The sequence below is a fragment of the Tessaracoccus zhenghani genome (assembly GCF_054552775.1).
The window spans coordinates 804,769-826,479 of record NZ_CM137275.1 but is presented as its reverse complement, the minus strand read 5'-3'; the positions used below and the strand labels follow the sequence as shown (position 1 = coordinate 826,479).

The 21,711-nt window shown below is 66.7% G+C and carries 23 protein-coding genes and 2 pseudogenes; 12 read left to right on the top strand and 13 right to left on the bottom strand.

Going from position 1 to position 21,711, the window contains the following annotated elements; all coding sequences use genetic code 11:
- The first annotated feature begins 24 nt into the window (after positions 1 to 24).
- The gene (locus tag ACX1DX_RS03960) at positions 25 to 1,206 is read left to right on the top strand and encodes a YihY/virulence factor BrkB family protein (protein ID WP_459397712.1); all 1,182 of its coding nucleotides are present in this window, start codon (positions 25 to 27) and stop codon (positions 1,204 to 1,206) included.
- A gap of 83 nt (positions 1,207 to 1,289) precedes the next feature.
- Here ACX1DX_RS03960 and ACX1DX_RS03955 read toward each other — a convergent pair whose 3' ends face one another.
- Positions 1,290 to 2,510 carry a pyrophosphate--fructose-6-phosphate 1-phosphotransferase gene (locus ACX1DX_RS03955; RefSeq protein WP_459397711.1) on the bottom strand — a complete coding sequence of 407 codons (1,221 nt, stop codon included), beginning with the start codon at positions 2,508 to 2,510 and terminating at the stop codon, positions 1,290 to 1,292.
- A 143-nt stretch (positions 2,511 to 2,653) separates the two neighbouring features.
- On the opposite strand from ACX1DX_RS03955, the gene ACX1DX_RS03950 reads away from it, so the two are divergent.
- Genes ACX1DX_RS03950 through ACX1DX_RS03935 form a run of 4 tightly spaced genes read left to right on the top strand, consistent with a single transcriptional unit; the run spans position 2,654 to position 4,972 of the window.
- Entirely contained in the window at positions 2,654 to 3,022 is a 369-nt protein-coding gene (locus ACX1DX_RS03950) for a TadE/TadG family type IV pilus assembly protein (protein ID WP_459397710.1), read from the top strand.
- On the top strand, positions 3,019 to 3,441 hold the full coding sequence (locus tag ACX1DX_RS03945) for a TadE/TadG family type IV pilus assembly protein (RefSeq protein WP_459397709.1): 423 nt from the start codon (positions 3,019 to 3,021) through the stop codon (positions 3,439 to 3,441). Before ACX1DX_RS03950 ends, ACX1DX_RS03945 begins: the two co-directional genes overlap by 4 nt.
- Before the next feature lie 10 nt (positions 3,442 to 3,451).
- Complete coding sequence (locus ACX1DX_RS03940) at positions 3,452 to 4,339, top strand: aldo/keto reductase (protein ID WP_459397708.1); 888 nt, start codon at positions 3,452 to 3,454, stop codon at positions 4,337 to 4,339.
- Positions 4,340 to 4,348: 9 nt separating this feature from the next.
- A complete protein-coding gene (locus tag ACX1DX_RS03935) occupies positions 4,349 to 4,972 on the top strand; it encodes an L-threonylcarbamoyladenylate synthase (RefSeq protein WP_182764636.1) in 624 nt (207 codons plus the stop codon).
- Between the two features lie 450 nt (positions 4,973 to 5,422).
- On the opposite strand, the pseudogene ACX1DX_RS03930 reads toward ACX1DX_RS03935, so the two are convergent.
- Positions 5,423 to 5,752, bottom strand: a pseudogene (locus ACX1DX_RS03930) (DUF937 domain-containing protein); the annotation flags it as partial.
- Positions 5,753 to 6,108: 356 nt separating this feature from the next.
- On the opposite strand from ACX1DX_RS03930, the gene ACX1DX_RS03925 reads away from it, so the two are divergent.
- Positions 6,109 to 6,558, top strand: coding sequence for a hypothetical protein (locus ACX1DX_RS03925; protein ID WP_459397707.1), 450 nt, complete (start codon positions 6,109 to 6,111; stop codon positions 6,556 to 6,558).
- On the opposite strand, the gene ACX1DX_RS03920 is transcribed toward ACX1DX_RS03925, so the two are convergent.
- Positions 6,555 to 7,304 (bottom strand): helix-turn-helix transcriptional regulator, encoded by a 750-nt coding sequence (locus ACX1DX_RS03920; protein WP_459397706.1) that lies wholly within the window; start codon positions 7,302 to 7,304, stop codon positions 6,555 to 6,557. The two genes, ACX1DX_RS03925 and ACX1DX_RS03920, sit on opposite strands and share 4 nt — an antisense overlap.
- A gap of 199 nt (positions 7,305 to 7,503) precedes the next feature.
- Positions 7,504 to 7,926, bottom strand: coding sequence for an HIT family protein (locus ACX1DX_RS03915; RefSeq protein ID WP_459397705.1), 423 nt, complete (start codon positions 7,924 to 7,926; stop codon positions 7,504 to 7,506).
- A gap of 92 nt (positions 7,927 to 8,018) precedes the next feature.
- Between ACX1DX_RS03915 and ACX1DX_RS03910 the strand changes: the two genes are divergently transcribed.
- Entirely contained in the window at positions 8,019 to 8,462 is a 444-nt protein-coding gene (locus tag ACX1DX_RS03910; RefSeq protein ID WP_076058848.1) for a PTS sugar transporter subunit IIA, read from the top strand.
- A 36-nt stretch (positions 8,463 to 8,498) separates the two neighbouring features.
- On the opposite strand, the pseudogene ACX1DX_RS03905 reads toward ACX1DX_RS03910, so the two are convergent.
- Positions 8,499 to 9,032, bottom strand: a pseudogene (locus ACX1DX_RS03905) (SDR family NAD(P)-dependent oxidoreductase); the annotation flags it as partial.
- Positions 9,033 to 9,140: 108 nt separating this feature from the next.
- Entirely contained in the window at positions 9,141 to 10,541 is a 1,401-nt protein-coding gene (gene lpdA / locus ACX1DX_RS03900; protein ID WP_459397704.1) for a dihydrolipoyl dehydrogenase, read from the bottom strand.
- Between the two features lie 91 nt (positions 10,542 to 10,632).
- On the opposite strand from lpdA, the gene relB reads away from it, so the two are divergent.
- Positions 10,633 to 12,171 carry a type II toxin-antitoxin system RelB family anti-toxin gene (gene relB, locus ACX1DX_RS03895; RefSeq protein WP_459397703.1) on the top strand — a complete coding sequence of 513 codons (1,539 nt, stop codon included), beginning with the start codon at positions 10,633 to 10,635 and terminating at the stop codon, positions 12,169 to 12,171.
- Positions 12,172 to 12,177: 6 nt separating this feature from the next.
- Here relB and pdxY read toward each other — a convergent pair whose 3' ends face one another.
- Positions 12,178 to 13,029, bottom strand: a complete 852-nt coding sequence (pdxY, locus tag ACX1DX_RS03890; RefSeq protein WP_459397702.1) for a pyridoxal kinase PdxY — start codon at positions 13,027 to 13,029, stop codon at positions 12,178 to 12,180.
- A 108-nt stretch (positions 13,030 to 13,137) separates the two neighbouring features.
- Between pdxY and ACX1DX_RS03885 the strand changes: the two genes are divergently transcribed.
- Positions 13,138 to 13,908, top strand: coding sequence for a glycerophosphodiester phosphodiesterase family protein (locus ACX1DX_RS03885; RefSeq protein WP_459397701.1), 771 nt, complete (start codon positions 13,138 to 13,140; stop codon positions 13,906 to 13,908).
- A 54-nt stretch (positions 13,909 to 13,962) separates the two neighbouring features.
- Positions 13,963 to 14,304, top strand: coding sequence for an RNA polymerase-binding protein RbpA (locus ACX1DX_RS03880; RefSeq protein WP_076058860.1), 342 nt, complete (start codon positions 13,963 to 13,965; stop codon positions 14,302 to 14,304).
- A 2-nt stretch (positions 14,305 to 14,306) separates the two neighbouring features.
- Here ACX1DX_RS03880 and ACX1DX_RS03875 read toward each other — a convergent pair whose 3' ends face one another.
- From ACX1DX_RS03875 to lnt, 3 genes are read right to left on the bottom strand one after another with little or no spacing between them, the layout of a single operon-like run.
- Positions 14,307 to 14,846, bottom strand: a complete 540-nt coding sequence (locus tag ACX1DX_RS03875; protein ID WP_459397700.1) for an FxsA family protein — start codon at positions 14,844 to 14,846, stop codon at positions 14,307 to 14,309.
- A complete protein-coding gene (locus tag ACX1DX_RS03870) occupies positions 14,847 to 15,632 on the bottom strand; it encodes a polyprenol monophosphomannose synthase (RefSeq protein WP_076058864.1) in 786 nt (261 codons plus the stop codon).
- Positions 15,619 to 17,184, bottom strand: coding sequence for an apolipoprotein N-acyltransferase (gene lnt / locus ACX1DX_RS03865; protein ID WP_459397699.1), 1,566 nt, complete (start codon positions 17,182 to 17,184; stop codon positions 15,619 to 15,621). Before lnt ends, ACX1DX_RS03870 begins: the two co-directional genes overlap by 14 nt.
- Before the next feature lie 52 nt (positions 17,185 to 17,236).
- On the opposite strand from lnt, the gene ACX1DX_RS03860 reads away from it, so the two are divergent.
- A complete protein-coding gene (locus tag ACX1DX_RS03860) occupies positions 17,237 to 18,136 on the top strand; it encodes a 5'-3' exonuclease (protein WP_459397698.1) in 900 nt (299 codons plus the stop codon).
- Here ACX1DX_RS03860 and metW read toward each other — a convergent pair.
- Both metW and metX read right to left on the bottom strand, forming a co-directional pair.
- Complete coding sequence (gene metW / locus ACX1DX_RS03855) at positions 18,133 to 18,738, bottom strand: methionine biosynthesis protein MetW (protein WP_459397697.1); 606 nt, start codon at positions 18,736 to 18,738, stop codon at positions 18,133 to 18,135. The genes ACX1DX_RS03860 and metW overlap by 4 nt on opposite strands.
- A complete protein-coding gene (gene metX, locus ACX1DX_RS03850) occupies positions 18,735 to 19,865 on the bottom strand; it encodes a homoserine O-acetyltransferase MetX (protein ID WP_459397696.1) in 1,131 nt (376 codons plus the stop codon). The genes metW and metX overlap by 4 nt, the downstream gene beginning before the upstream one ends.
- Before the next feature lie 127 nt (positions 19,866 to 19,992).
- Between metX and ACX1DX_RS03845 the strand changes: the two genes are divergently transcribed.
- On the top strand, positions 19,993 to 20,187 hold the full coding sequence (locus ACX1DX_RS03845; RefSeq protein ID WP_182764652.1) for a hypothetical protein: 195 nt from the start codon (positions 19,993 to 19,995) through the stop codon (positions 20,185 to 20,187).
- On the opposite strand, the gene ACX1DX_RS03840 is transcribed toward ACX1DX_RS03845, so the two are convergent.
- Positions 20,184 to 21,464: an O-acetylhomoserine aminocarboxypropyltransferase/cysteine synthase family protein gene (locus ACX1DX_RS03840; protein ID WP_182764653.1), complete on the bottom strand. Its 1,281-nt coding sequence runs from the start codon at positions 21,462 to 21,464 to the stop codon at positions 20,184 to 20,186. The two genes, ACX1DX_RS03845 and ACX1DX_RS03840, sit on opposite strands and share 4 nt — an antisense overlap.
- Positions 21,465 to 21,711: the final 247 nt, after the last annotated feature.

Sequence of the window (21,711 nt, the reverse complement as noted above, 5' to 3'; positions counted from 1 at the left end):
CCGCTTCCCGGTAGTGTCCTTCGTGTGAAGGACTGGATTGAGAAGGTCACCAGCAAGCCCGCTGTCGCCCATGCCCTGGCGGCCAACGAGCGCTACGGCAAGCGGATGGGGCCACAGTTCGCCGGCGCCGTCACCTACTTCACCGTGCTGTCCATGGTGCCCATCCTCATGTTCGCCTTCGCCATGTTGGGCCTCACGCTCACGGTGCTGCGCCCAGATCTCCTGGAACAGGTCCAGAACGCCATCACCGCACAGCTCGGCGACGAGGGCGTCGGCAAGGACATCGGGGAGTTCATCACAGAGACGCTTTCCGGCTGGCGCGGCATCTTCGGGATCGGCCTGCTGACCGCCGCCTACTCCGGAACCAACTGGGTGGGCAACCTCAAGCGCGCCGTGCGCGTCATGTGGGCGGACAAGTTCTCTGACGCCACGGTCAAGTCCAACTTCTTCGTCGAGCTGCTCATCAACCTGGCGATCTTCGTCGGCCTGCTCATCGCCATGGGCGTCGGCGTGGGTGTGTCCCAGGTGGGCCACGGGCTCAGCCAACAGGTCATCGGCTGGCTGGGTTGGGAGGACGTCCCGGGGATCGGCATCCTGTGGGGACTCATCACCGTCGGGCTCACGTTCGTGGTGAGCTGGCTGCTGATGGCGTTCCTGTTCATCGTGATGCCGCGCAGGGCGGCGCGGCCGCGCGCCTGGCTCATCGGCACGCTCATCGGCGCCACGTTCCTGACGATCCTGCAGTCGGTGGCTGGGCTCATCATGGGCGTCTTCCGCGGCAACGCGGCTGTCGGGGTGTTCGGTCCCATCATCGTGATGATGCTGGTGTTCAACCTCTTGGCCACCATCATCCTGATGACCGCCGCGTGGGTGGGCACCGATCACGTCTGGCAGGCCGAGAACGCCCGCAAGTACGCAGATGAGCATTCCGGGCTGGCCAACGAGATCGACATCGACACCGACGTCGAGCCGGTCCTCTCCGCTCGACGGGCCAGCCGGCGCTGGGCGGCCACCAAGACCCTCGACGATCTCCGGGGCGCCGCCGCCGCGCTCCCGGAACCGGACCCGGACACCTACGTCCGTCAAGACGTCGCGGCCCGCGGGATGAAGACCAACCTGGGGATCGGCTACGGCGTCGGTGCCGCCACCGGCCTGGGCATCGGCGCGCTACTCGTCGGCCTCGTGCGCTTCGTGGTGCGCCGCTGAGAACCAGAAACCGGCCGCCCTGACGGGCGGCCGGTCTGTGCCCTCAGCGTCCGTTCAGGACGAGTGGGCGGGTGTGGGTGTGCTCAGTGGGCCTGGGCCGGAGCCGGGAACTCCTGGCCGATGGCCGCCAGCATCTCCTTGTACCAGTCCTGGTTGATGTCGAAGGCCTTGCCGCCCTTGATGCGATCGAACGCGATGGCGGTGAGCACGTCGCCGTTCTCCTCGTCGTGGCCGATGACACCGGGTTCGCCGGCGAGGGCCTTGTCGACCGCCAGGTCCGTGCACTGCTTGATCAGCGCCAGGTCTGCGTCGTTGGCAGCGGCCGAGCGGCTGAAGTAGCCGGACTTCTGGATCAGCACCTTCTCGGCGTTGAGCTTCTTGGCGAACTGGTCGGCGAACCAGGCGCCGGGGTTCACGTCGTTGAGGCGGACGTGGCCGAAGGGATCGCGCGGCACCTCTTCGCCGGCTGCTTCCATCTCGGCGACGATCGAGTCGAGGCCTGCACCTTCCGACAGGAAGATGGTCACGTTGCCGACCTCATCCATGATCTTGTTCAGGCGCTCAGACTCCTTGGCGATGTTGATCTCGCCCTCCGGCACGTACACGCCGTGCACGTCCCACGCGTCCTTCGAGAGGCCGATCTCGGGGAGCCACTCCTGCTCGTTCAGCCATTCGCGGTACTTCTGCGCGGTGGCGGCGGTCAGCCAGCCGCAGTGACGGCCCATGACCTCGTGCACGATCAGCATGCGCGAGCCGGAGTTGTGTTCAGCCACGACGTTCTGCGCGAAGATCGAGCCCTGCTCGGCCGCCGTCCAGGCGCCCAGCGACTGGCGGATCGGGATGACGTCGTTGTCGATGGTCTTGGGCAGGCCCACGACAGTCAGGCCGTAGTCGTGCTCGGCCAGGTAGGCGGCCAGGTCTGCGGCGGTGGTGTTGGTGTCGTCGCCACCGATGGTGTGCAGCACCTCCACGCCGTCTGAGACGAGGCGGTCAGCGGCCACCTGGAGCGGGTTGGCGCCCTCTTCGACAAGGCCGCGCTTGACGAGGTCCTTGGCGTTGGTCAGCTTGACGCGGGAGTTGCCGACGGGGGAGCCGCCGAACTTGTGCAGCAGAGCGGCGTTCTTGCGGACGGTGTCGTCGACGACAAGGAAGTCGCCTTGGAGGAGGCCCTGGTACCCGTGGCGGTAGGCAATGATGTCAACCTCCGGCGCGACCTCGGTGTAGCGCTCGATGAGTCCGCCGATCGCCGAGGAAAGGCAGGGAGCGAAGCCGCCGGCCGTGAGGATGGCTACCTTCTTGACCATGAGTGTCCTTTCGTGTGTGGTGCGACGCGTAGCGCGTCACAGGCCAGCCTATTGCACCGTCGAATGAGGCTCCTCATGGGGGCCTTATCCACAGGCCGTTCGCGGACCCGGAACGTGACCCCTCCCGTTGGCAGGATGGCGGCATGGGGCGACATCGAGACGAGCGTGGGCTGAGCAACTCCGTGCAGGCCGCCCTGCTGTTACCTGTTGGTCTCGGCCTGTTCCTCGCCCTGCTCCAGTGGGCGATGGTGTCGTGGGCGGAGGGCAGCGCCATCGCCGCAGCGCAGCAGGGCGCCTCCGTCGCAGCAGTGGAGGGCGCGACGGCGGGGGAGGGGCGAGCCGCCGCCCTGCAGGCCGCCTCCAACGGCTCCCTGACCGGTATTGCTGCGGAGGTCACCCGCGGCGCCCGGCTGACCACGGCCACGGTGACCGGACGGGCGGTCGTCGTGGTGTGGCCCTGGGACATCAGCCGGACCGTCGTCGTGACGACGGAGCGGGTGACGCAGTCATGATCCGGGGGGAGCGGGGCCTCGCGGTCTCGGTGGAGGCCGCCGTCGTGCTGCCTGCGCTGGTGCTGTTCATCGGCCTGCTGCTGACGCTGGCGCGGGGGGTGCTGGCGGAACAGCACGTCGGCGCCGCCGCGGCTGCCGGAGCGAGAGCCGCATCGTTGGAGCGGAGCGTGCCCGCCGCCCAGCGGGAGGCCCGCTCCGCCGTCGAACGGGCTCTGCTGCAGCGCAACGTGGCGTGCCGGCACACGGCTGTGGACACCGACGCGTCCGGGGTCGCGAGGGCGCTCGGCACCCAGGCGTCGGTCCTGGTGTCCATCACCTGCGCCGTCGAGTTGGCCGACATCTCGCTGCCGTTCATCCCGGGCACGATTTCGGTGACAGCTGAACGTGCTTCCCCGGTCGACCCGCTCCGGGGCAAGTAGCATCAGAGACATGGCAGCTCAGCAACGACGCATTGGACAGTTCTCCGTTTCACCCATCGGCCTGGGCGGAATGCCGGCCTCGTTCGAGGGCACACCGCGCGACAGGGGGATCGCGATGGTCCACGCAGCCCTGGACGCCGGGATCACCCTGATCGACACGGCCGACATCTACGCACCGTCGTGGGACACGATGGGCCACAACGAACAGCTCATCGCCGAGGCCCTGCGCACCTACAGCGGCGACACCTCGGAGGTGGTGGTCGCGACGAAGGCCGGGATCACCCGCGCCGAGGGAGAGAAGTGGGGCCGCAACGGCTCGGCCGACTATCTACGCAGCCGGCTCGAAGCGTCGCTCGAGAACCTCGGCGTCAGCCGGATCGACCTCTACTACCTCCACCGGCCGGACCGCAGCATCACGTACGCCGCCGAGGTGGAGGCCTTCGCCCAGTTCAAGCGCGAGGGCCTGGTGGCGGAGGTGGGCATCTCCAACGCCAATGTCGAGGAGATCGCCATCGCCCTCGAAGTGCTGGGCGACGGTGGGCTCGCCGCCGTCCAGAACGAGTTCTCGCCTCGTTTCAACCACACCAGCAAGCAGGAACTCGACTACTGCTCCGCCCGCGACATCGCCTTCCTGCCGTTCTCGCCCCTGGGTGGCACGGGCGGACCTGCCGCGAAGGTGGGCGAGAACTACCCTGTCCTCGCGGAGACAGGCGAGGCACACGGCGTGAGCCCCCAGCGGGCCCTACTGGCCTGGATGCTGGCGCTCGACGAGCACCTCATCCCCATCCCCGGCTCCTCACGGCCGGAGACCATCGCGGATTCGGCAGCCGCCATGGATCTTGCGCTGACAGGCGATGAAGTTGCCCGGATCAGCCATGAACTCCTGGCCCGTGGGTAGCCTGGATCAATGGCTCAGTACTTCGATGTGCATCCTGACAACCCCCAGCCGCGCACTCTCGCGCAGGCTGCCCGGATCCTGGCCGACGGTGGGCTGATCGTCTACCCCACGGACTCCTGTTTCGCGCTCGGATGCGCCCTCGGCAACGCGGAGGGCATCGAACGCATCAGGCGCATTCGCAACCTGGATGACAAGCACCACTTCACTCTCGTCGTCGACGAGTTCGCCAAGTTGGGCGAGTACGTGCAGATGGACAACCGGGTGTTCCGGGCCGTGAAGGCGGCCACACCCGGGCCGTACACGTTCATCCTCCAGGCCACCCGCGAGGTGCCCAAGATGATGATGCATCCCAAGAAGCGCACCGTCGGCGTCCGCATCCCCGATCACCGCACCACGCTGGATCTGCTGGCCACCTACGGCGCGCCCCTGTTGTCCTCAACCCTCCTGCTGCCCGGCCATGAGGAGGCGCAGACCGACGGGTGGGCCATCAAGGAACTGCTGGACCACCAGGTGGAAGCGGTGATCGACAGCGGTGACTGCGGCGTCGACCCCACCACGGTGATCGACATGACCGGCGATGTGCCGGAGGTCGCCCGGGTGGGCGCCGGAGACCCGGCGCCGTTCGAGGAGTAAGGCCTCAGGGAGGGGCGGGATCTCCGAACGGCAAGAGACTGCTCCCGGCCGACCGTCGGCCCCGCCCCAGGAGGGGAGCGCGAGGCCGGCCACGGAGGTCCTGAGGTGATCCCTGTCAGCGGCGCCCGCCGCCCAGCAGGTCTCCCAGAATCTGGCCGAGCACGCCGCCTCCGAGGCCGCCGCCGCTGGGCTGGTTGGTCTGCTGCGTCTGGGGAGCGGGTTCTCGTCCTCGTCCGGGAACGGCATGGTGGGTGCACCGGGGGTGTTCGTCGGTGCGGGTGCCCGGAACTGCGGATCGGTCTGAGGGGTCGACGGCGGTGGAGCCTGCTCGCCTCGGCCGCCGCCCAACACCTGACCGAGGATGTCGCCGAGACCGCCACCGCCTGTGGGTGTCGCTTCCGGCTGGCCCTGGCGCTCGTCGCGGCCCATGAACTTGCCGGCGAGCCAGGACATGACGATGGGGGCGAGGATCGGGATGAGCTTCTGGATGAGGCCGCTGCCGCCGCCCAGCCCGCCGAGCTGATTCACCACCGCCTCTTCGTTGCGACCGAAGATGTTGTGGCTGATCTTGGCGCCCTCAGCGGTGTCCACCTGCGAGAGATTGACGCCACCGCGCAGCAACGCGGGGTCGTGATCCTGCAGCGCCCGGGCCAGGGATGCTTCGCCGGCGGGGTCCTGCGCGTTCGCACCGAGGCCCATGAGGAGGGCCGGCAGGGCGTTGCGCACGGCGTTCTCCACCTCGGCGCGCGGTTCTCCCACCTGGTGCGCGATCTGATCCATGGGGAGGTCGTCGAGGATCTCTTGATAGTCGAACATGGCAGGACTCCTTCGCTCGTCTGGTGCACGCGGGGTGCTGAGTCTCCACGCTACTCAAGGACGTTGACAAGGGAAGCGAAAATGGCGGATCAGGCCCGCAGGGGTAGCCTGAGGGATCACCCCATTGGTGGAGCACGACAGCGCGGAGACCAGGTGCCCTTCATCCATACCGGGGCACCCCGGACGAACCGGCCAGTGGACGAACTGTGGCTCGTGCATCACCCCCTGGACTACGTATCAGTGCGTATTGGCCCGATCAAGTTTTCCGGGAAGTCTGGTGCTACCACTGCGCCGGGGGGCGCCTTGAGGGAAGGAAGAACATGTCCAAGCTCAACCGACGGCTCGGGCTCATGGCCACCGCCGTCTCCGGGATCATGGCTGTCACCGCGGTGACCGCCTCAGCTCACCACTGCTACAAGGCTGAGTGGGAAGGCGCCGCGTACGCCGCCATGCAGGCCAACAACACGGCCTGGGTCTCGCTCAGCGACCTCGGCAGGATGTTCATCATCGCACCGGAGGACCTCGAGGAGTGTGGCCACATGGCGGACAAGGCCGTCAAGGGCTTCATGGAGGAGAACAACCTCACTCAGGAGCCGATGATCCACTCGAAGGCCATCACCGGTGGTGGCGCCTACTACAAGAAGGGCAAGGAGCCCAAGCCCTTCAACTACCTCACCGAGGACCAGTTCATGCAACTCGACATGGATCTGAGGGGCCTCGTGGCCGAATGCAAGGGCGACGACGGCAATGGCGAGGAAGAAGCCAGCTAAGCCGTGGTGATCTCCAGGGTGCGGGTTGCCCGGGGGAGTAGCCCGCACTCCTGAGCTCGCAGCACGGCAGAGAGCCGATCGACGGCACCGAGCTTCCGGTACAGGTTCTCCTGGTGTTTGTGCACGGTGCGGGGCGAGATCAGCAGCTTGGCCGCAATGCCGCGGGCCGTGGAGCCCCGGGCCAGCATCGCGAGTACCACGCGTTCCCGCGAGGTCAGGTTCACCGTCGGATTCCCGTCGGGGTCGCCGAGGAGTTCGAGGTGTCTCTCCAGACCACGGATGAGCGATTGAAGTGCGCCGAGGGATTCTACGGCCGCGCGGGACATGGGGGTGTCACTGACGATCGTCCATCCGTGGTACCTCGCGTCCACCGGCTCCAAGGGCATCGAGACTTGGTGCGTGGTGAGGTGCAACCGCTCGATGATTTCCTGGGCTTTGCGCCTGAGAGAGCGCCCTGTGTGGAGGGCGTCCGCCATGAGCATGGGGCCATGGTGGCCGGTCTCGGCATGGAACCTGTGGAGCGGATGCGTCCTGATGTCGTCGGCCGACGGCAACACTGCCGCGGGCGGACAGGGGACCGATCCGAAGAATCCCCACGCCACCTCGCCGTGGGTGGGTACCGTCATCCGAACGGACTGGACGGCGCCGAGATGATCCGTGATGGCAGCGGCGAGGCGGGCGCGACCAGTGGTTGCGGTTGGCGCCTCGAGTATTTCCGCGGCGGCGTCGATCCAGTGCCGTCCCATGATCGTCCCCCGAACGCTCGTGAAGAAGGCCAGACTAGAACAGGGGAGGACGGCTCACAAGACCCCTGTCAAGTGACAGTTGGTTTGAGTAAGCCCTCCCGCGCCCCGCAGCTGCGAGCGTCGAGCCCAGCCATATAGAATGACATAATGTTGCTTATCGGTCACACGGGTTGGGGTCGCCGGGAGGGGGCTTCTCCGCTCAGAGCGATGCAGCCAGCACCTTTGCCTGTCGTGCAATGACATCAGTGTCTGCCGGTCTGCCGGGCTCGAATGGCAACTGCAGCCGGTCCTTGTTCTTGTCGCGGTAACGCGGGATCACGTGCAGGTGGAAATGAAAGACCGTTTGCCAGGCCGCCTCGCCGCTGCAGTTCAGCAGGTTGACGCCGTCGGCGCCGAGTTCGGACACCATGACTTTGGCAATCCGCTGCGCAGCGAGCGTGGTGGCCGCCAGATCGTCTCCGGCGATCTCCATGAGATCGGCGGTGTGCCGCTTCGGGATCACCAACAGGTGGCTCTCCGAACCGGGATCGATGTCCATGAAGGCGAACGTCGTGTCATCCTCGGCGACCTTGGCGCACGGGACCGCCCCGGCCACGATCCCGCAAAAGATGCATGCTGTCATGGGGACGATGCTAGCCACCTCCACGAGATGCCGGGGCCGTCGGACCCCCCAAGAAGTTGCGTGAGAAGATGATGTGAAACTGAGGAGTTTCCATGCAGATTCTGGCGCCATGTGCCGGCCATGTGATCGCGATGCGCGACGTAGATGACCCTGTCTTCAGTGAGCAGATCGTCGGTCCCGGCGTGGGAATTGAGCCGCTGGCCGGTCCCGCGCAGATCCTTGCTCCTGCCGACGGACGGCTGCTGAAGGTCGACCCCCATGCGTTCATCCTGATGGTCGACGATAGCGTCGGCATCCTCGTGCACATCGGGATCAACACCGTGCAACTCCAAGGCGACGGCTTCGAGGTGCTCGCATCCAGAGGCGACTCCGTCAGCGCGGGCACGCCCATTGTCGCCTGGAACCCGGATGACATCGATCAGCCAGGAGTCTCCACGACGGTGGTCGTCGCCGTCATGGACCACGCACCGGATTCGGTGACGGGCGCGGCCGTCGGGGCCGACGTGGCTGTCGGCGATCCCCTGTTCACCGTCTGATCCACGGTCACCAGCAGCAGTAGCCGGCGTCGACTCGACGGCCAACGACTTCGACAGGTGCACCACCCCGGCCTTCGCCGTGTTGTATGCGGCCTGATCGTGGTCCCGATTCGCTATGGTGGCGGAGATCGAGGCGATGTTGACGATCGCGCCGCGCCCGTTGGCGATCATCGCCCGGCCTTCTGCCTGGCAACACCAGAACAGGCCGTCCAGGTTGGTCTCTTGGACAGAACGCCAGAACTCGGGCGTGATGTCCAGGGCTGGTGTGGGCCCTGCGATGCCGGCGTTGTTGACCGCGAGCGTGAGCGGCCCGAGTTTCGCCTCGATCTCCGCGACTGCCGGGGTTGCCCGATCCGGATCACGGACATCCCAGGCCACCGCCAGCGCCACTCCCCCAGCGGCCTCGATCAACGCGACCGTCTCCGCAAGGGAGTCCTCCTGACGCGCCGTCACAGCGACTCGGGCACCGGCCTCCGCCAGAGCGACGGCGACCGCTTGGCCGATCCCCTTCGACGACCCGGTGACGACGGCCACCTCACCGTCGACGCGAAATCCCGGCGATCCAGTCATCTCCCGACCCTCCCTCGTGATGCCTTGAGCCTAGCCCGGCCCAGCCGGAGAAAGGCGAAACCCCACGGCACCGGGGTGGCGTGGGGTTTCGCTGCAGCCTGAGCGCTCTCAGAAGTTGATCATCTGACCCGCGATGCCGTGGGCCGCCTCCTTCATGGCCTCCGACAGGGTGGGGTGCGCGTGGATGTTGTGGGCAATCTCCTCGGCAGTGAGGTCGTACGCCTGGGCCAGGGTGAGCTCCGGCAGCAGTTCCGTGACATCGGGGCCGATCATGTGGGCGCCGAGGATCTCTCCGTAGGTGGCGTCCGCGACGATCTTGACGAAGCCGGTGGCGTCGCCCAGGCCCCAGGCCTTGCCGTTGGCGGCGAAGGGGAACTTGGCGACCTTGACGTCATAGCCCTTGTCCTTGGCCTGCTGCTCCGAGTAGCCGAAGGAGGCGATCTGCGGCTGGCAGTAGGTGGCGCGCGGGATCATCTCGTAGTTGATCGGGTGCGGGTGCTCGCCGGCGATCTGCTCGGCGGCGACGATGCCCTGGGCCTCGGCGGCGTGGGCGAGCATCATCTTGGCGGTGCAGTCACCGATGGCGTAGATGTGCGGCACATTGGTGGTCATGAAGTCGTCGATGGCGATGGCGCCACGCTCGGTGAGCTCGACGCCGGTCTTCTCGAGGCCGTAGCCCTCTGTGCGGGGGGCGAACCCGATCGCGGAGAGGAAGCGGTCAGCCTCCAGCACCTGCTGGTCGCCGCCCTTGGCGGGGCTGACCGTGACGCGCACGCCGGAGCCGGTGTCCTCGATGGCCTCGACCTTGGTGGAGGTCAGCACCTTGATCCCGAGCTTCTTGTAGGCCTTCGCCAGCTCCGTGGAGATCTCCGCGTCCTCTGTGGGGACCATGCGATCCAGGTATTCGACGATGGTGACGTCGACGCCGTACTGGCTCAGCACGTAGGCGAACTCGGTGCCGATGGCTCCGGAACCACCGACGATGATCGAGCCGGGCAGCGAGTCTGCGAGGATCTGCTCCTCGTAGGTCACGACGTTCGCGGAGAGCTGGGTGCCGGGCAGCAGGCGGGTGACGGCACCCGCGGCGATGATGCAGTTCTTGAAGGAGACGGTCTGCTTCTCCCCGCCGTCCTTCTCGACCTCGATGGTGTTGGCGTCCGTGAAGGTGCCCCAGCCGTCGATCTCGGTGATCTTGTTCTTCTTCATCAGGAAGTGGATGCCCTTGGTCATCCGCTCCGAGACCGCGCGGCTGCGCGAGAACGCCTTGCCGTAGTTGAACGTGACCTGGCCCTCGATGCCATACACATCGGCCTCATGGTTGAAGATGTGCGCCAACTCAGCGTTGCGCAGCAGCGACTTCGTCGGAATGCATCCGACGTTGAGGCAGACCCCGCCCCAGTAACGCTTCTCGATGATGCCGACCTTCAGGCCGAGCTGGGCGGCGCGGATGGCGGCGACATAGCCACCTGGTCCAGCGCCGAGGACAACGACGTCGAATTCAGAGCTCATGAACGCCACTCTAGTGCTCTTTGATCTCCCCGTGACACCAAACCATCCTCGCGATACCCCGATTATCTCATCGATGAGATAACCTGTTTTGATGAGTGCAGCCACTAGTGAGTCCATCGGCCGGATGATCCGCGACGCCAGATCGTCGCGGGGCTGGTCCCAGCAGAAGCTGGCCGACGAACTGGGCACCGTCCAGAGCGCCGTACACCGCATCGAGAACGGCCAGCAGAACCTCTCGCTGAGCATGATCGGACGCCTCGCGGAAGCCCTGGAGATGCCACTGATCCAGACCGTGACCGAGGGCACGGTCAACTTCGAGATCGAGGGCGGCAACAAGCTTTCTGGCGAGATCGACGTGCGCACCTCCAAGAACGCAGCGATGGCGATCCTTTGCGCCAGCCTCCTCAACCACGGACGCACGGTGTTGCGGGGCATCGCGCGCATCGAGGAGGTGGACAGGATCTCCGAGGTGCTGACCTCGATCGGCGTCGAGCTGACCTGGATCGGTGACAACGACCTTGAGATCAAGCGCCCCGCCCAGCTCACCCCTGAGACCATCGATTCCCGCGCCGCCCGCCGCACCCGCTCCATCCTCATGCTGCTCGGGCCGCTGATGCACGAATTCGACGAGTTCCGCCTCCCCTTCTCCGGGGGCTGCGACCTCGGGGCGCGCACCGTGCACCCCCACATGTCGGCGCTCGGCCGGATGGGGCTCACCGTTGAGGCGACGGAAGGGCACTACCACGCCACCATCGGCGACAGGACAGAGGAGCACCGCAGCATCACGCTCATCGAGCGCGGCGACACCGTGACGGAGAACGCCATCATGGCGGCCGCCCGAACTCCCGGCGTCACCACGCTGCGCAACGCCTCCGGCAACTACATGGTGCAGGACCTGTGCTTCTACCTGCAGATGCTGGGCGTGCGGATCGACGGCATCGGCACCACCACGCTGACCATCACAGGTGTGGACCGCATCGAGGCCGACGTCGAGTATCACATCTCCGAAGACCCCATCGAGGCCATGAGCCTGCTCACCGCCGGCATCGTGACCCGCTCCGAGATCACCGTGCGTCGCTGCCCCATCGAGTTCCTCGAGGTGGAGTTCGCCGTCCTGGACGAGATGGGCCAGGTACTCCAGCGCTCCGCCGAATACCGCAGCCGTAACGGTCAGACCCGCCTCGTCGACGTCACGGTCATCCCGTCAGACCTGACGGCGCCGCTGGACAAGATCCACCCCATGCCGTTCCCCGGCCTCAATATCGACAACCTGCCGTTCTTCGCGGTCATCTGCGCCACGGCCTCCGGCCAGAGCGTCATCTATGACTGGGTCTACGACAACCGGGCGATCCACTTGAAGAAGCTCTCCGAGTTCGGCGCGAACATCCAGTTGATGGATGCCCACCGCCTGCTGATCATCGGTCCGACGCGGTGGCGCGGCCGTCGTATCGAGTCACCCCCGGCGCTGCGCCCCGCCGTCTGCCTCCTGCTCGCGGCGCTCGCGGCCCGTGGCACCACCACCCTGATGGACGTCTACGTCATCAACCGTGGCTACGAGGATCTTCCCCAACGCCTCAACAAGTTGGGTGCCAACATCAACACGTTCTGGGGCGAGCCGGCCCAGGTCTGAGAGGGTTCAGAGGCGGGTGGCCATGAAGACGAACCGCGGGTCCACCAGGTCGCTCTGCGCCGCCACGAGGCGCAGTTCCGGGTGGTCGGCCGAGTCCGTGGCCTCCAGCACTGAGTAGACGACCGAGGCCGTCTGGCCCAGCGCATCGCCCGAATCCTGCGTCTTCAGCCACTTCGCCAGGAATACCGCGGTGGTGAGGTCCCCGGAACCGGTGAACGTGCGGTTGATGACCGGCGTGGTGACCTCCCAGGCGCCCGAATCGTCGACGGCCACCATCCGCATGACGTCGGCCGAGGCGTCAGCTCCGACAACGGAGGTGACCACCACCACCCGCGGACCCCTCGCCCGCAGTTCCTGCGCCGCGTCGATGACGTCGGCCATCGACGTGGTCTGCCGCCCGGTCAGGAACTCCAGCTCGAACAGGTTCGGCGTCATGATGTCCACAGCCCCGACGACGTGATCGCGCCAGAATTCCGGGATGCCCGGGCGGGCGTAGAAGCCGCGGCCGACGTCGCCCATCACCGGATCAGCGCAGAAGATCGCCTCGGGGTTCTGTTCCTTGATCAGGGCACCGGCGTCGAGGATGACCTGGCCGACCTCCGGCGCCCCCATGTAGCCGCACAGCAGCGCGTCGACCCTGCCGAGCACCCCCCTGTCGTTGATGCCCTGGACGACCTCCCACACGTCGCTGGCCGGGATCAACGGCCCCCGCCAGGCGCCGTAGCCGGTGTGGTTGGAGAAGTTCACCGTGTGGACCGGCCAGACGTCGACACCCAGGCGCTGGAGCGGGAAAACCGCCGATGAGTTCCCTGCGTGGCCGTAGGCCACGGCTGACTGGATGGACAGGACTGTGGTCATTGGCCCATTTTGTCATCCCGGGGCTTCTGTAACCATTTTGGGCATGACTGGCGGTCAATCCGGTCGGCCGGTGGCGAAACCCGTGGTCACCCCATACGATGATCGATTATGGCGGCGGTGTATCCCGACTACCTTTCCCCCGAGTTCGTGGCGATGGCTCATCGAGGCGGGTCGTTCATGACCGCCAATCACGGGATCGAGAACACCACACGAGCCTTCGCCAACGCCGTCGCCCTGGGTTTCCACTACCTTGAAACAGACGTGCACACCACGAGCGACGGGCACCTCGTGGCCTTCCACGACGTAAGCCTCGGCCGCGTCACAGATGTCGCCGGTTCACTGCGCGACCTCACGCTGGCGGAACTGAGCGAGCTGCGCGTAGGCGACCGCGAGCCCATCCCGACACTCGATGAGTTGTTCGAGACGTTCCCGGACATCAACTTCAACATCGACATCAAGTCCGTCACCGCCGTTGACCCGCTGGTGCAGACCATCGTCAAACACAACGCGGAACGACGCGTGTGCGTCGGTTCGTTCGCCCGGACCCGCATCCGGCGTTTCCGCAGTCTCCTCCCGCAGGTGCCCACGGCGGTTTCGCCGACGGGGGTCGCGGCCCTCACCATGGGGGCCATCTCGCCCGGAGGCGAGGTGTACCAGGTGCCGCTCCAGCATCCGATCGGCCCGGTGACGGTGGACATCGTCACCCCGAAGAACATCGAGCGCATCCACACCGCCGGCCGGAAGATCCACGTCTGGACCGTGGACGACCCCACCACCATGCACCGCCTCATCGACTGGGGCGTCGACGGACTCGTCACAGACCGGCCGGACTTGCTCAAAGACGTCCTCCGTGCACGGGGGATGTGGTCTACTCAATAGGGAACCTTTCCGGTTCCCGGTTCGTTGACATTGGCAGACGAAGGAGGGAAGAAGATGGCTGATCGTGCATTGCGTGGCGTCGGTCTCGGCTCGAAGACTTTTGAAGACGAGCAGGGCATCGAATTCGCAGAACGTCAGAACCTTGGATTCGACTGTCCAAAGGGACACCACTTCGAAGTGACCTTCGCCGCAGAGGCCGAACTCCCCACCCAATGGGAGTGCAAGCAGTGTGGCCTCATGGCCGTACGCTCCGACGGCGTCGTGGGCGAAGAGAAGGTCGAGAAGCCCGTGCGTACCCACTGGGACATGCTGCGGGAACGTCGCTCGATCCCTGAGCTGGAAGACATCCTCGAGGAGCAGCTGGCCAAGCTGCGCGAGTCTGACAGGCTCTACTAGAACTAAACCGACTCTTCATCGTCGAGGTCGCCGCGGATCACGTTTCCGTCGGCGGCCTCGTCGTTTTTCCTCGTGATGCCGGGAATGAGGGTGTCGGTGGCGGGGCCCTCCGTGGTGGCCTCCCCCTTGATGACGGTGGGCGCCACGATCGACGTGGGCTTCAGCACCCGCGCCGCCCACCAGGTGATGGCTGAGCGGACGAACGGCCGGGTAAAGGGCAACAGGAGCAACAGACCGAGGACGTCCGTGAGAAGCCCGGGCACCGTCAGGAGGATGCCACCCGCCAGCACCAGGCTGGCGTCGGCCATCCGCCCGGTGGGTAACTGGCCGGAGCGAATGGCCTCGGACAGTGCCGCCCAGGCCTTCCTCCACTCCCGCTGCATCAGGTAGAAACCCAGGAACGTGGTGCCCACCATGAGGACGAGCGTCCACCAGCCGATCTCGCCGGCGACCCAGATGATGGCAGCAACTTCTGCCACCACGAGGAGCAGCAGCGCGATGGCTGTGACGCTGAGCGCCACAGCGCCGTGTCGGCCAGCCACTTAACGGTCCTTGTTGCGTCCGCGCCCGAGCAGGCCCGACGCGGTGCGGCCGAGTTGGCCGAGGCGGTGGTCGATGCCCCAGAGGGTGGTGCGGATGAGTGCTTCGACGACGATGCTGCGGTTCATCTTGGAGTCGCCGAATTCGCGCTCCACGAACTCGATGGGAACCTCGACCACCTTGAAACCATGCTTGATGGCCCGCCACACCAGATCGATCTGGAAGCAGTAGCCAGCCGACGCCACTTCGTTGAGGTTCATGCCGCGCAATGTTGTGGCGCGGTAGGCGTTGAAGCCACCCGTGGCGTCCTTGACCGGGATGCCGAGCATCAGCCTGGTCCAGAGCGAACCGCCCTTGGAGATGAGCACGCGGGACGCCGGCCAGTTGACGATCGAGCCACCGCGCACCCAGCGCGAGCCCTTCACCATGTCTGCACCGTCATTGATGGCCTGCAGGAGGCGTGGCAGTTCTTCGGGCTGGTGTGAGCCGTCCGCGTCATGGGACACAAGGACGCCGTAGCCGCGCTCCAGCCCCCACTCGAAGCCCGCGAGATAGGCGGCCCCCAGGCCCTGCTTGCCTGTGCGGTGCATCACGTGGACGTTCTCGTCGCTGCCTGCCAGCCTGTCGGCGATCTCGCCGGTGCCGTCCGGCGAGTTGTCGTCCGCGATGAGGATGTGCGCGTGCGGCACGGCCTTGCGCAGCCGGTTCGTGATGCTCTCGATGTTCTGCGACTCGTTGTACGTCGGGATGATCACGAGCACCCGGTCGAGCGCGTCAGTGCTGGTCATGTGGCTGTCCTTGGGGTGAGTTGTTCCGGGCAATGCTACCGGCCTCCGGTCCACGGCGACGGTAGGTGTAGGCCAGAGCCGCCAAGGTGACGATGAGCGCGGCCCAGGCCGGTGCGGAGCCCAGCCGGACCGGGAGGCTGATGCTGTAGCGCAGCGGGACGGTCACGATGCGGTTGGCCGCCTCGAACTCCGAGGTGAGGCCCTGCACCCGCCCCCGCGTGTCGACGAGGCCGGTGAGCGAGTTGAGCGTGGAGACGACCACCTCGCGGCCGGTCTCCATGGCCCGGACCCGGTTGATGACCAGCTGCTGGGCGGGCTGGAAGGTGCCACCGTAGGTGTTGGTGTTCGACTGGGAGACGATGATCTCTCCCCCGCCGCGCACCGCGTCGTAGCTGGTGTCGTCGTAGGCGAGTTCGAAGCAGATGATGGTGCCCACCTGGAGGTGCGGGTTCCCTGCGATGGGGGCGTCGACGACTCCCGGCCCCTCCCCCGGGACCGACTGGCGGCCGATCTGGCGCAGGATGGGCAACCTGGGCAGCAGCACGTCGCGGAACGGGATCCATTCGCCGAAGGGCACGAGGTCGCGCTTGTGGTAGATGTCGCCGGGCCCGTCCAGCGGGTCCCACCAGAGGCTGGACGTCTGGCGGGTGTCCGGCTCGGGGCCGTTCATCACGGCGCCCACGAAGATCGGTACCTCCGCCAACAGCGCGGCCACCTCCACCATGCGGCGGGTCTCCGGATCCAGGATGGGGTCGACGTCCGTGGCGTTCTCCGGCCACAGCACGAAGTCCAGCGTGGGCCAGTCGCCGGTGCGGGCCTCAGCCAGCGCGAACACGGTTTCGCTCAGCGCGTTGTTGGTGACGGAGCGCGCGTACGACCCCGTCCCGTGTTCCTGCCGGTTCACGTTCGGCTGCACGACGGCGATGCTGACGGTCGTCTCGGGATCAGCGTGCGGGGTCAGGTTGAGCAGGCCGCCGACCACGAAGATGGCCAGGGCGCCTGCCAGCACCCGGACCCGGCGCTTCCTGTCCAGCGCCGCGAAGAGCAGCGAGTTGGCCACCAGGGCCACCAGATAGGACACCCCCGTGACGCCGACGAAACCCAGCCACCCGGACATCGGCTGGTCCACGACGGTGAACCCCAGCCTGGTCCAGGAGAAGCCTCCGAACGGGATCTTGCCCGACACGAACTCCATGGCCACCCAGGCGGCGGGCACCAGCAGCGGCCAGAACCGCAACCGCACCAGCCGCGACACCACCAGTGCGAGCAGCGCCCACCACAGCGACAGGAAGGTGACGAGGGCCACACCCACCCAGATGCCCAGCACCGAGACCCACGAGACCGTGAGGACGTTCATGGCCAGACCGATCAGGTAGCCGTAGCCGAAGGCCGTCCCCGGGCGGCGCGCGGCCATGAACCAGGTGAACAGCGCCAGGCCGGCGATCGTGGCTGGCCACACGCCCATGGGCGCCTGGCCGGCGCCGATCAGCAGGCCGATGCAGACGGCCACCAATGCTGAGACGCCGACGGGCAGGGCGGGTCGCGAGATCACGCGGGAAGCCTACCCCCAGTCACCCACTCCCCCGGTGTGCCACCATGGCCGGGTGAGCACCCTGATGATCTTCGACACTTCATATCTGTACTTCCGGGCGTTCTTCGGCGTCCCGGCCACCTTTCGCGCGCCGGACGGGCGCCCCGTCAATGCCGTACGGGGCACGCTCGACTTCATCTCCCGCCTGATGCAGCAGTACTCCCCCGACGAGATCGCCTGCGCCTGGGACATCAGCTGGCGGCCCGACTGGCGGGTGGAGCTCATCCCCTCGTACAAGGCCCACCGCGTCGTCGAGGTGGCGGGCGCGGAGATCGAACAGGTCGACGACGACCTGACCATCCAGGTGCCCCTGATCCGAGCGGCCCTCGAGGCCACCGGCATCCCCATCATCGGCGCGGAGGACCACGAGGCCGACGACGTGCTGGCCACGCTCGCCCGCCAGCACCAGGGCACCACGCTGGTGGTCACCGGCGACCGCGACCTGTTTCAGCTCGTCGACCCGCAGACCTCCGTCGTCTACGTGGCACGGGGCGTGGCCAAGCACGAACTGGTGACACCGGAGGTACTCGCCCAGAAGTATGGGCTCTCCGCCGACCGCTATGTCGACTTTGCGGTGTTGCGGGGCGATCCCTCCGACGGCCTTCCCGGGGTCAAGGGCATCGGCGACAAGAGCGCGGCCTACCTGGTCAACGCTTATCCCAGCCTGGAGGCCATGGTGGAAGCAGCCGTCGAGCCGGGATCCGGGATGTCGCCGTCCATGCGGTCCAAGCTCCTGGCCGACGTCGAGTACCTCGTGAAGGCCCGTGAGGTGGTCACCTGCGTCGACACCCTCGAGCTGCCGGCTCTCCAGAGAGGTGCCCTCAACGCCGAGCGGGCAGCTGAACTGAGCGAGGAACTGGCCCTCGGCGGCTCGATGGAGCGCCTGCTGAAGGTGTTGTCGCCCCAGGGCTAACGGCGGGCGTGCAACAGGTAGAGCGAGGAACTGGCCGCCCAGTTCGCCGCCAGGTTCCCCAGCTTGTGGGGGTGGCCCTCGGCGTCGAGCGGGATCCGACGGTCGATCACCATGCCCAGCTTGCTGAAGAGCGGTTCGAGATCCGTCAGCGACGTGTGGTGCACGTTGGGTGTGTCGTACCACTTGAAGGGCAGGTCCTTCGACATCGGCATCCGGCCCCGCATGAGCCGGAGCCTGTTGCGCCAGTGCGCGAAGTTGGGCATGGTGACGATCGAATGCAGCGCGATGCGGCCCATCTCGGTGAGGACGGCGCGGGGCCTGTGCACCGTCTGGAGGGTGCGCGACAGCACCACGAAGTCGTAGGAGTCTGAGGCGAACTCCCCCAGTTGGGTGTCCAGGTCCAGTTCGATCACGTCGACGCCGCGGCGCAGGCAGTTGAGCACCCGGTCCGGGGCGACATCGACGCCGGTGCCGGTGCAACCCTTGGCGTGCAGCATGGCCAGCAGATCGCCGTTGCCGCAGCCGAGGTCCAACACCCGGCTCCCCTCCGGGACCAGGGACGTGATGATGGCCAGGTCAGGTCTGAAGAGGCTGGAGGTCACGAGGTCTCCTCTGCTGCCCTGTCCAGGAACGCCCGCACCGTCGCGTGGTAGTCGGGCAGTTCGAGCAGGAACGAGTCGTGGCCCCAGGTGGATTCGATCTCCCGGAACGAGGTGGGGATCCGCGCACCCTCGAGATGCCTCACGATGCGACGGGTGTGGGCGGTCGAGAACCGCCAGTCGCTGGTGAAGCTGATCAACAGGAACTTCACGGGATCCGCAACCAGCCGGTCGAGGGCCGAAGGGTCCGCGAAGGCGTCGAAGTAGTCCATCACCCGCGTGAGATACAGGTAGCTCAGCGCATCGAAGCGGCTGAGGAACCGCTCGCCCTGGTACTCCAGGTAGCTCTCCACGGCGAAGTCGATGCCGAAGTTCGGCGACAGCTCACCGCGTTGGGCGTTGCGCCCGAACTTCTCCTGGAACGCCTCCTCCGAGAGGTAGGTGATGTGTGCCAGCATGCGCGCCACGGACAGGCCGAGGTCCGGCGCGCTGCCCCGCGAGAGGAACGCGCCGTTGTGGAAGTGCGGATCGCGCATGATCGCCTGCCGTCCCACTGCTGAGAAGGCGATGTTCTGCGCGGTGAGCCGCGAGGATGCGGCGAAGATCATGGCCCGTGAGAGGTCCTCGGGGTGGTCGAGGGCCCACTGCAACACCTGCATGCCGCCGAGGGAGCCGCCGACGACGGCCGCGAACTTCGCGATGCCCAGATGACGGGCGAGCCCCCGGTGCACCTCCACGAAGTCACCCATGTCGAGCAGCGGGAAGTCCAACCCGTACGGTTCGCCGGTGGCCGGGTTGATCGACGCGGGACCGGTGGTGCCCTGGCAGCCGCCCAGCATGTTGGAACACACCACGAACCACTGGTCCGTGTCGATCGCCCTGCCTGGGCCGATGAGGTTGTCCCACCAGCCCGGCCTGCTGTCGCCCTCGTGGAAGCCGGCGGCATGGGCATCGCCCGTCAACGCGTGGCAGATGTAGATGGCGTTGCTGCGCTGGGCGTTCAGCCTGCCGTAGGTCTCGTAGGCGACATCCACGAAGGGCAACGTGGTGCCGCTGCGGGTGGCGAAGCCGTCGTCGAAGAGGCGGGCCGAGTGGGTCTCGACCAGTCCGACGCTGCCAGGGGAAGTCACCGGCCCATTCTTACAGGAACCGGCGACCCACTGCGAGGTGTGGTCACTGTGCCTGGTGGGCGCCGACCCTTCCCGGCGACACGGGGAGCCGCTAGCCTGACGAAGACCACCCAGTTGAGGAGGACCGATGTCTGAAGATCGCCGCCCTGACCCCGCTTCGGAGTCCGTGCCCCTGGTCGACCCCCAGGCCGACGAGGTCGAGGAGATGGACGAGGAACACGCCCATTCCGCCGACGGTGCGATCCCGGAGGACAGCGTCGAGGAGACGCGTGTCCACCAGGAGAACGCACCGCGCGAACAGGTGGGCAACGAAGGCGTCTAGATCTGGTCCAGCGCCTGCGTGAGGTCGGCGATGATGTCGTCGATGTGCTCGATCCCCACCGAGAGCCGCACCATCTCAGCCGGCACCCCGGCCGCGGCCAGTTCCTCGTCGCTCAACTGCGAGTGGGTGGTGGAGGCGTTGTGGATCACGAGCGACTTGGCGTCGCCGATGTTGGCCAGGTGACTGAACAACTCAAGTGATTCGACGAACTGCTGCCCTGCCGCCCGCCCGCCGGAGATGCCGAAGGAGACCAGGCCGCCGAAACCGCCCTTGAGGATGCGCAGCGCCACCTCGTGGGTGGGGCTCGACTCCAGACCCGGGTAGTTCACCCAATCCACCTGGGGGTGCTGCTCCAGGAAGCGCGCCACCTTGAGCGCGTTCTCGCTGTGGCGTTCCATCCGCAGGTGGAGCGTCTCGACTCCCTGCAGGACGAGGAACGAGTTGAACGGCGAGATGGTGGCGCCGGTGTTGCGCATGAGAACGGTGCGCGCCCGGATGATGTAGGCGAGGTTGCCCACGGCCTCCGTCCAGACCACCCCGTGGTAGGCGGCGTCCGGGCCGGTGAGCCCCGGAAAACGCTCCGCGTGCGCGTTCCAGTCGAAGTTCCCGGAGTCGATGAGGACCCCGCCCAGCGAGGTGCCGTGGCCTCCGAGGTACTTGGTGAGGGAATGCACGGCCACGTCGACGCCATGGTCGAACACGCGGGTCAGGTGCGGCGTCGGGACGGTGTTGTCGACGATGAACGGCAGGCCGAGCTCGTGGGCGGCGGCCGACCAGGCGTCGAGGTCGATGACGTTGAGGGCGGGGTTGCCCACGGTTTCGCCGAAGACCAGCTTGGTCTTCTCGTCGACGTGCTGGGCCAGTTCCTCCGGCTTGCTCGGGTCCACGAAGCGCGCCTCGATGCCGAACTGGGCCAGCGTGTGCGCGAAGAGGGCGAAGGTGCCGCCGTAGAGCGTGGAGAGGGCGACGATGTTGTCGCCCGAATAGGTCAGGTTGAGCACCGCGTACGTCACTGCCGAGGCACCGGATGCTGTGACGAGTGAGCCGACGCCACCCTCGAGGGCCGTGAGTCGCTGCTCGAGTACGTCGCTGGTGGGGTTCATGAGCCGCGAGTAGATGTTGCCCGGCTTGCGGAGGGCGAACAGGTCTGCGGCATGCTCGGCGTCGTCGAAGACGAAGCTGGTGGTCTGGTAGATCGGGACGGCGCGGGAGTTGGTGGTGGGATCAGGCGTTTCCTGGCCGGCATGAACGGCCAAGGTTTCCGGGCGGTAGCTCATGGGTGTTCCTTCAGTCGAGGGTGTGCGCGCGAACTTACTGCCCCACTCCTTCGGCGGCGAGGGCATCCCAGTTCGCGGTCAGCGGACAGCAGGTTGTCCGGAGCGCATCGCTCGTCGGCGGCGCGCGGATCGGCCGTCACGCTGGGCCGCCACGGGCCCCGCCGCCAAATGAGCACTCTCTGTTGTCATATCCGCTCAGATTGGCCGGCTCCTTGCAGATGGACAGCCGGTGCCGTGACGATGGGTG

Bases quoted from the DNA above. Each gene is read 5' to 3' on its own strand.
- relB (WP_459397703.1), top strand. From the start codon at position 10,633: ATGAGTGCAGCCACTAGTGAGTCCATCGGCCGGATGATCCGCGACGCC.
- pdxY (WP_459397702.1), bottom strand. From the start codon at position 13,029: ATGACCACAGTCCTGTCCATCCAGTCAGCCGTGGCCTACGGCCACGCA.
- ACX1DX_RS03940 (WP_459397708.1), top strand. From the start codon at position 3,452: ATGGCAGCTCAGCAACGACGCATTGGACAGTTCTCCGTTTCACCCATC.
- ACX1DX_RS03915 (WP_459397705.1), bottom strand. From the start codon at position 7,926: ATGACAGCATGCATCTTTTGCGGGATCGTGGCCGGGGCGGTCCCGTGC.
- ACX1DX_RS03945 (WP_459397709.1), top strand. From the start codon at position 3,019: ATGATCCGGGGGGAGCGGGGCCTCGCGGTCTCGGTGGAGGCCGCCGTC.
- ACX1DX_RS03870 (WP_076058864.1), bottom strand. From the start codon at position 15,632: ATGACCAGCACTGACGCGCTCGACCGGGTGCTCGTGATCATCCCGACG.
- lpdA (WP_459397704.1), bottom strand. From the start codon at position 10,541: ATGAGCTCTGAATTCGACGTCGTTGTCCTCGGCGCTGGACCAGGTGGC.
- ACX1DX_RS03925 (WP_459397707.1), top strand. From the start codon at position 6,109: ATGTCCAAGCTCAACCGACGGCTCGGGCTCATGGCCACCGCCGTCTCC.
- ACX1DX_RS03840 (WP_182764653.1), bottom strand. From the start codon at position 21,464: ATGAGCTACCGCCCGGAAACCTTGGCCGTTCATGCCGGCCAGGAAACG.
- ACX1DX_RS03935 (WP_182764636.1), top strand. From the start codon at position 4,349: ATGGCTCAGTACTTCGATGTGCATCCTGACAACCCCCAGCCGCGCACT.
- ACX1DX_RS03885 (WP_459397701.1), top strand. From the start codon at position 13,138: ATGGCGGCGGTGTATCCCGACTACCTTTCCCCCGAGTTCGTGGCGATG.
- ACX1DX_RS03910 (WP_076058848.1), top strand. From the start codon at position 8,019: ATGCAGATTCTGGCGCCATGTGCCGGCCATGTGATCGCGATGCGCGAC.
- ACX1DX_RS03955 (WP_459397711.1), bottom strand. From the start codon at position 2,510: ATGGTCAAGAAGGTAGCCATCCTCACGGCCGGCGGCTTCGCTCCCTGC.
- ACX1DX_RS03845 (WP_182764652.1), top strand. From the start codon at position 19,993: ATGTCTGAAGATCGCCGCCCTGACCCCGCTTCGGAGTCCGTGCCCCTG.
- ACX1DX_RS03920 (WP_459397706.1), bottom strand. From the start codon at position 7,304: ATGGGACGGCACTGGATCGACGCCGCCGCGGAAATACTCGAGGCGCCA.
- ACX1DX_RS03880 (WP_076058860.1), top strand. From the start codon at position 13,963: ATGGCTGATCGTGCATTGCGTGGCGTCGGTCTCGGCTCGAAGACTTTT.
- ACX1DX_RS03950 (WP_459397710.1), top strand. From the start codon at position 2,654: ATGGGGCGACATCGAGACGAGCGTGGGCTGAGCAACTCCGTGCAGGCC.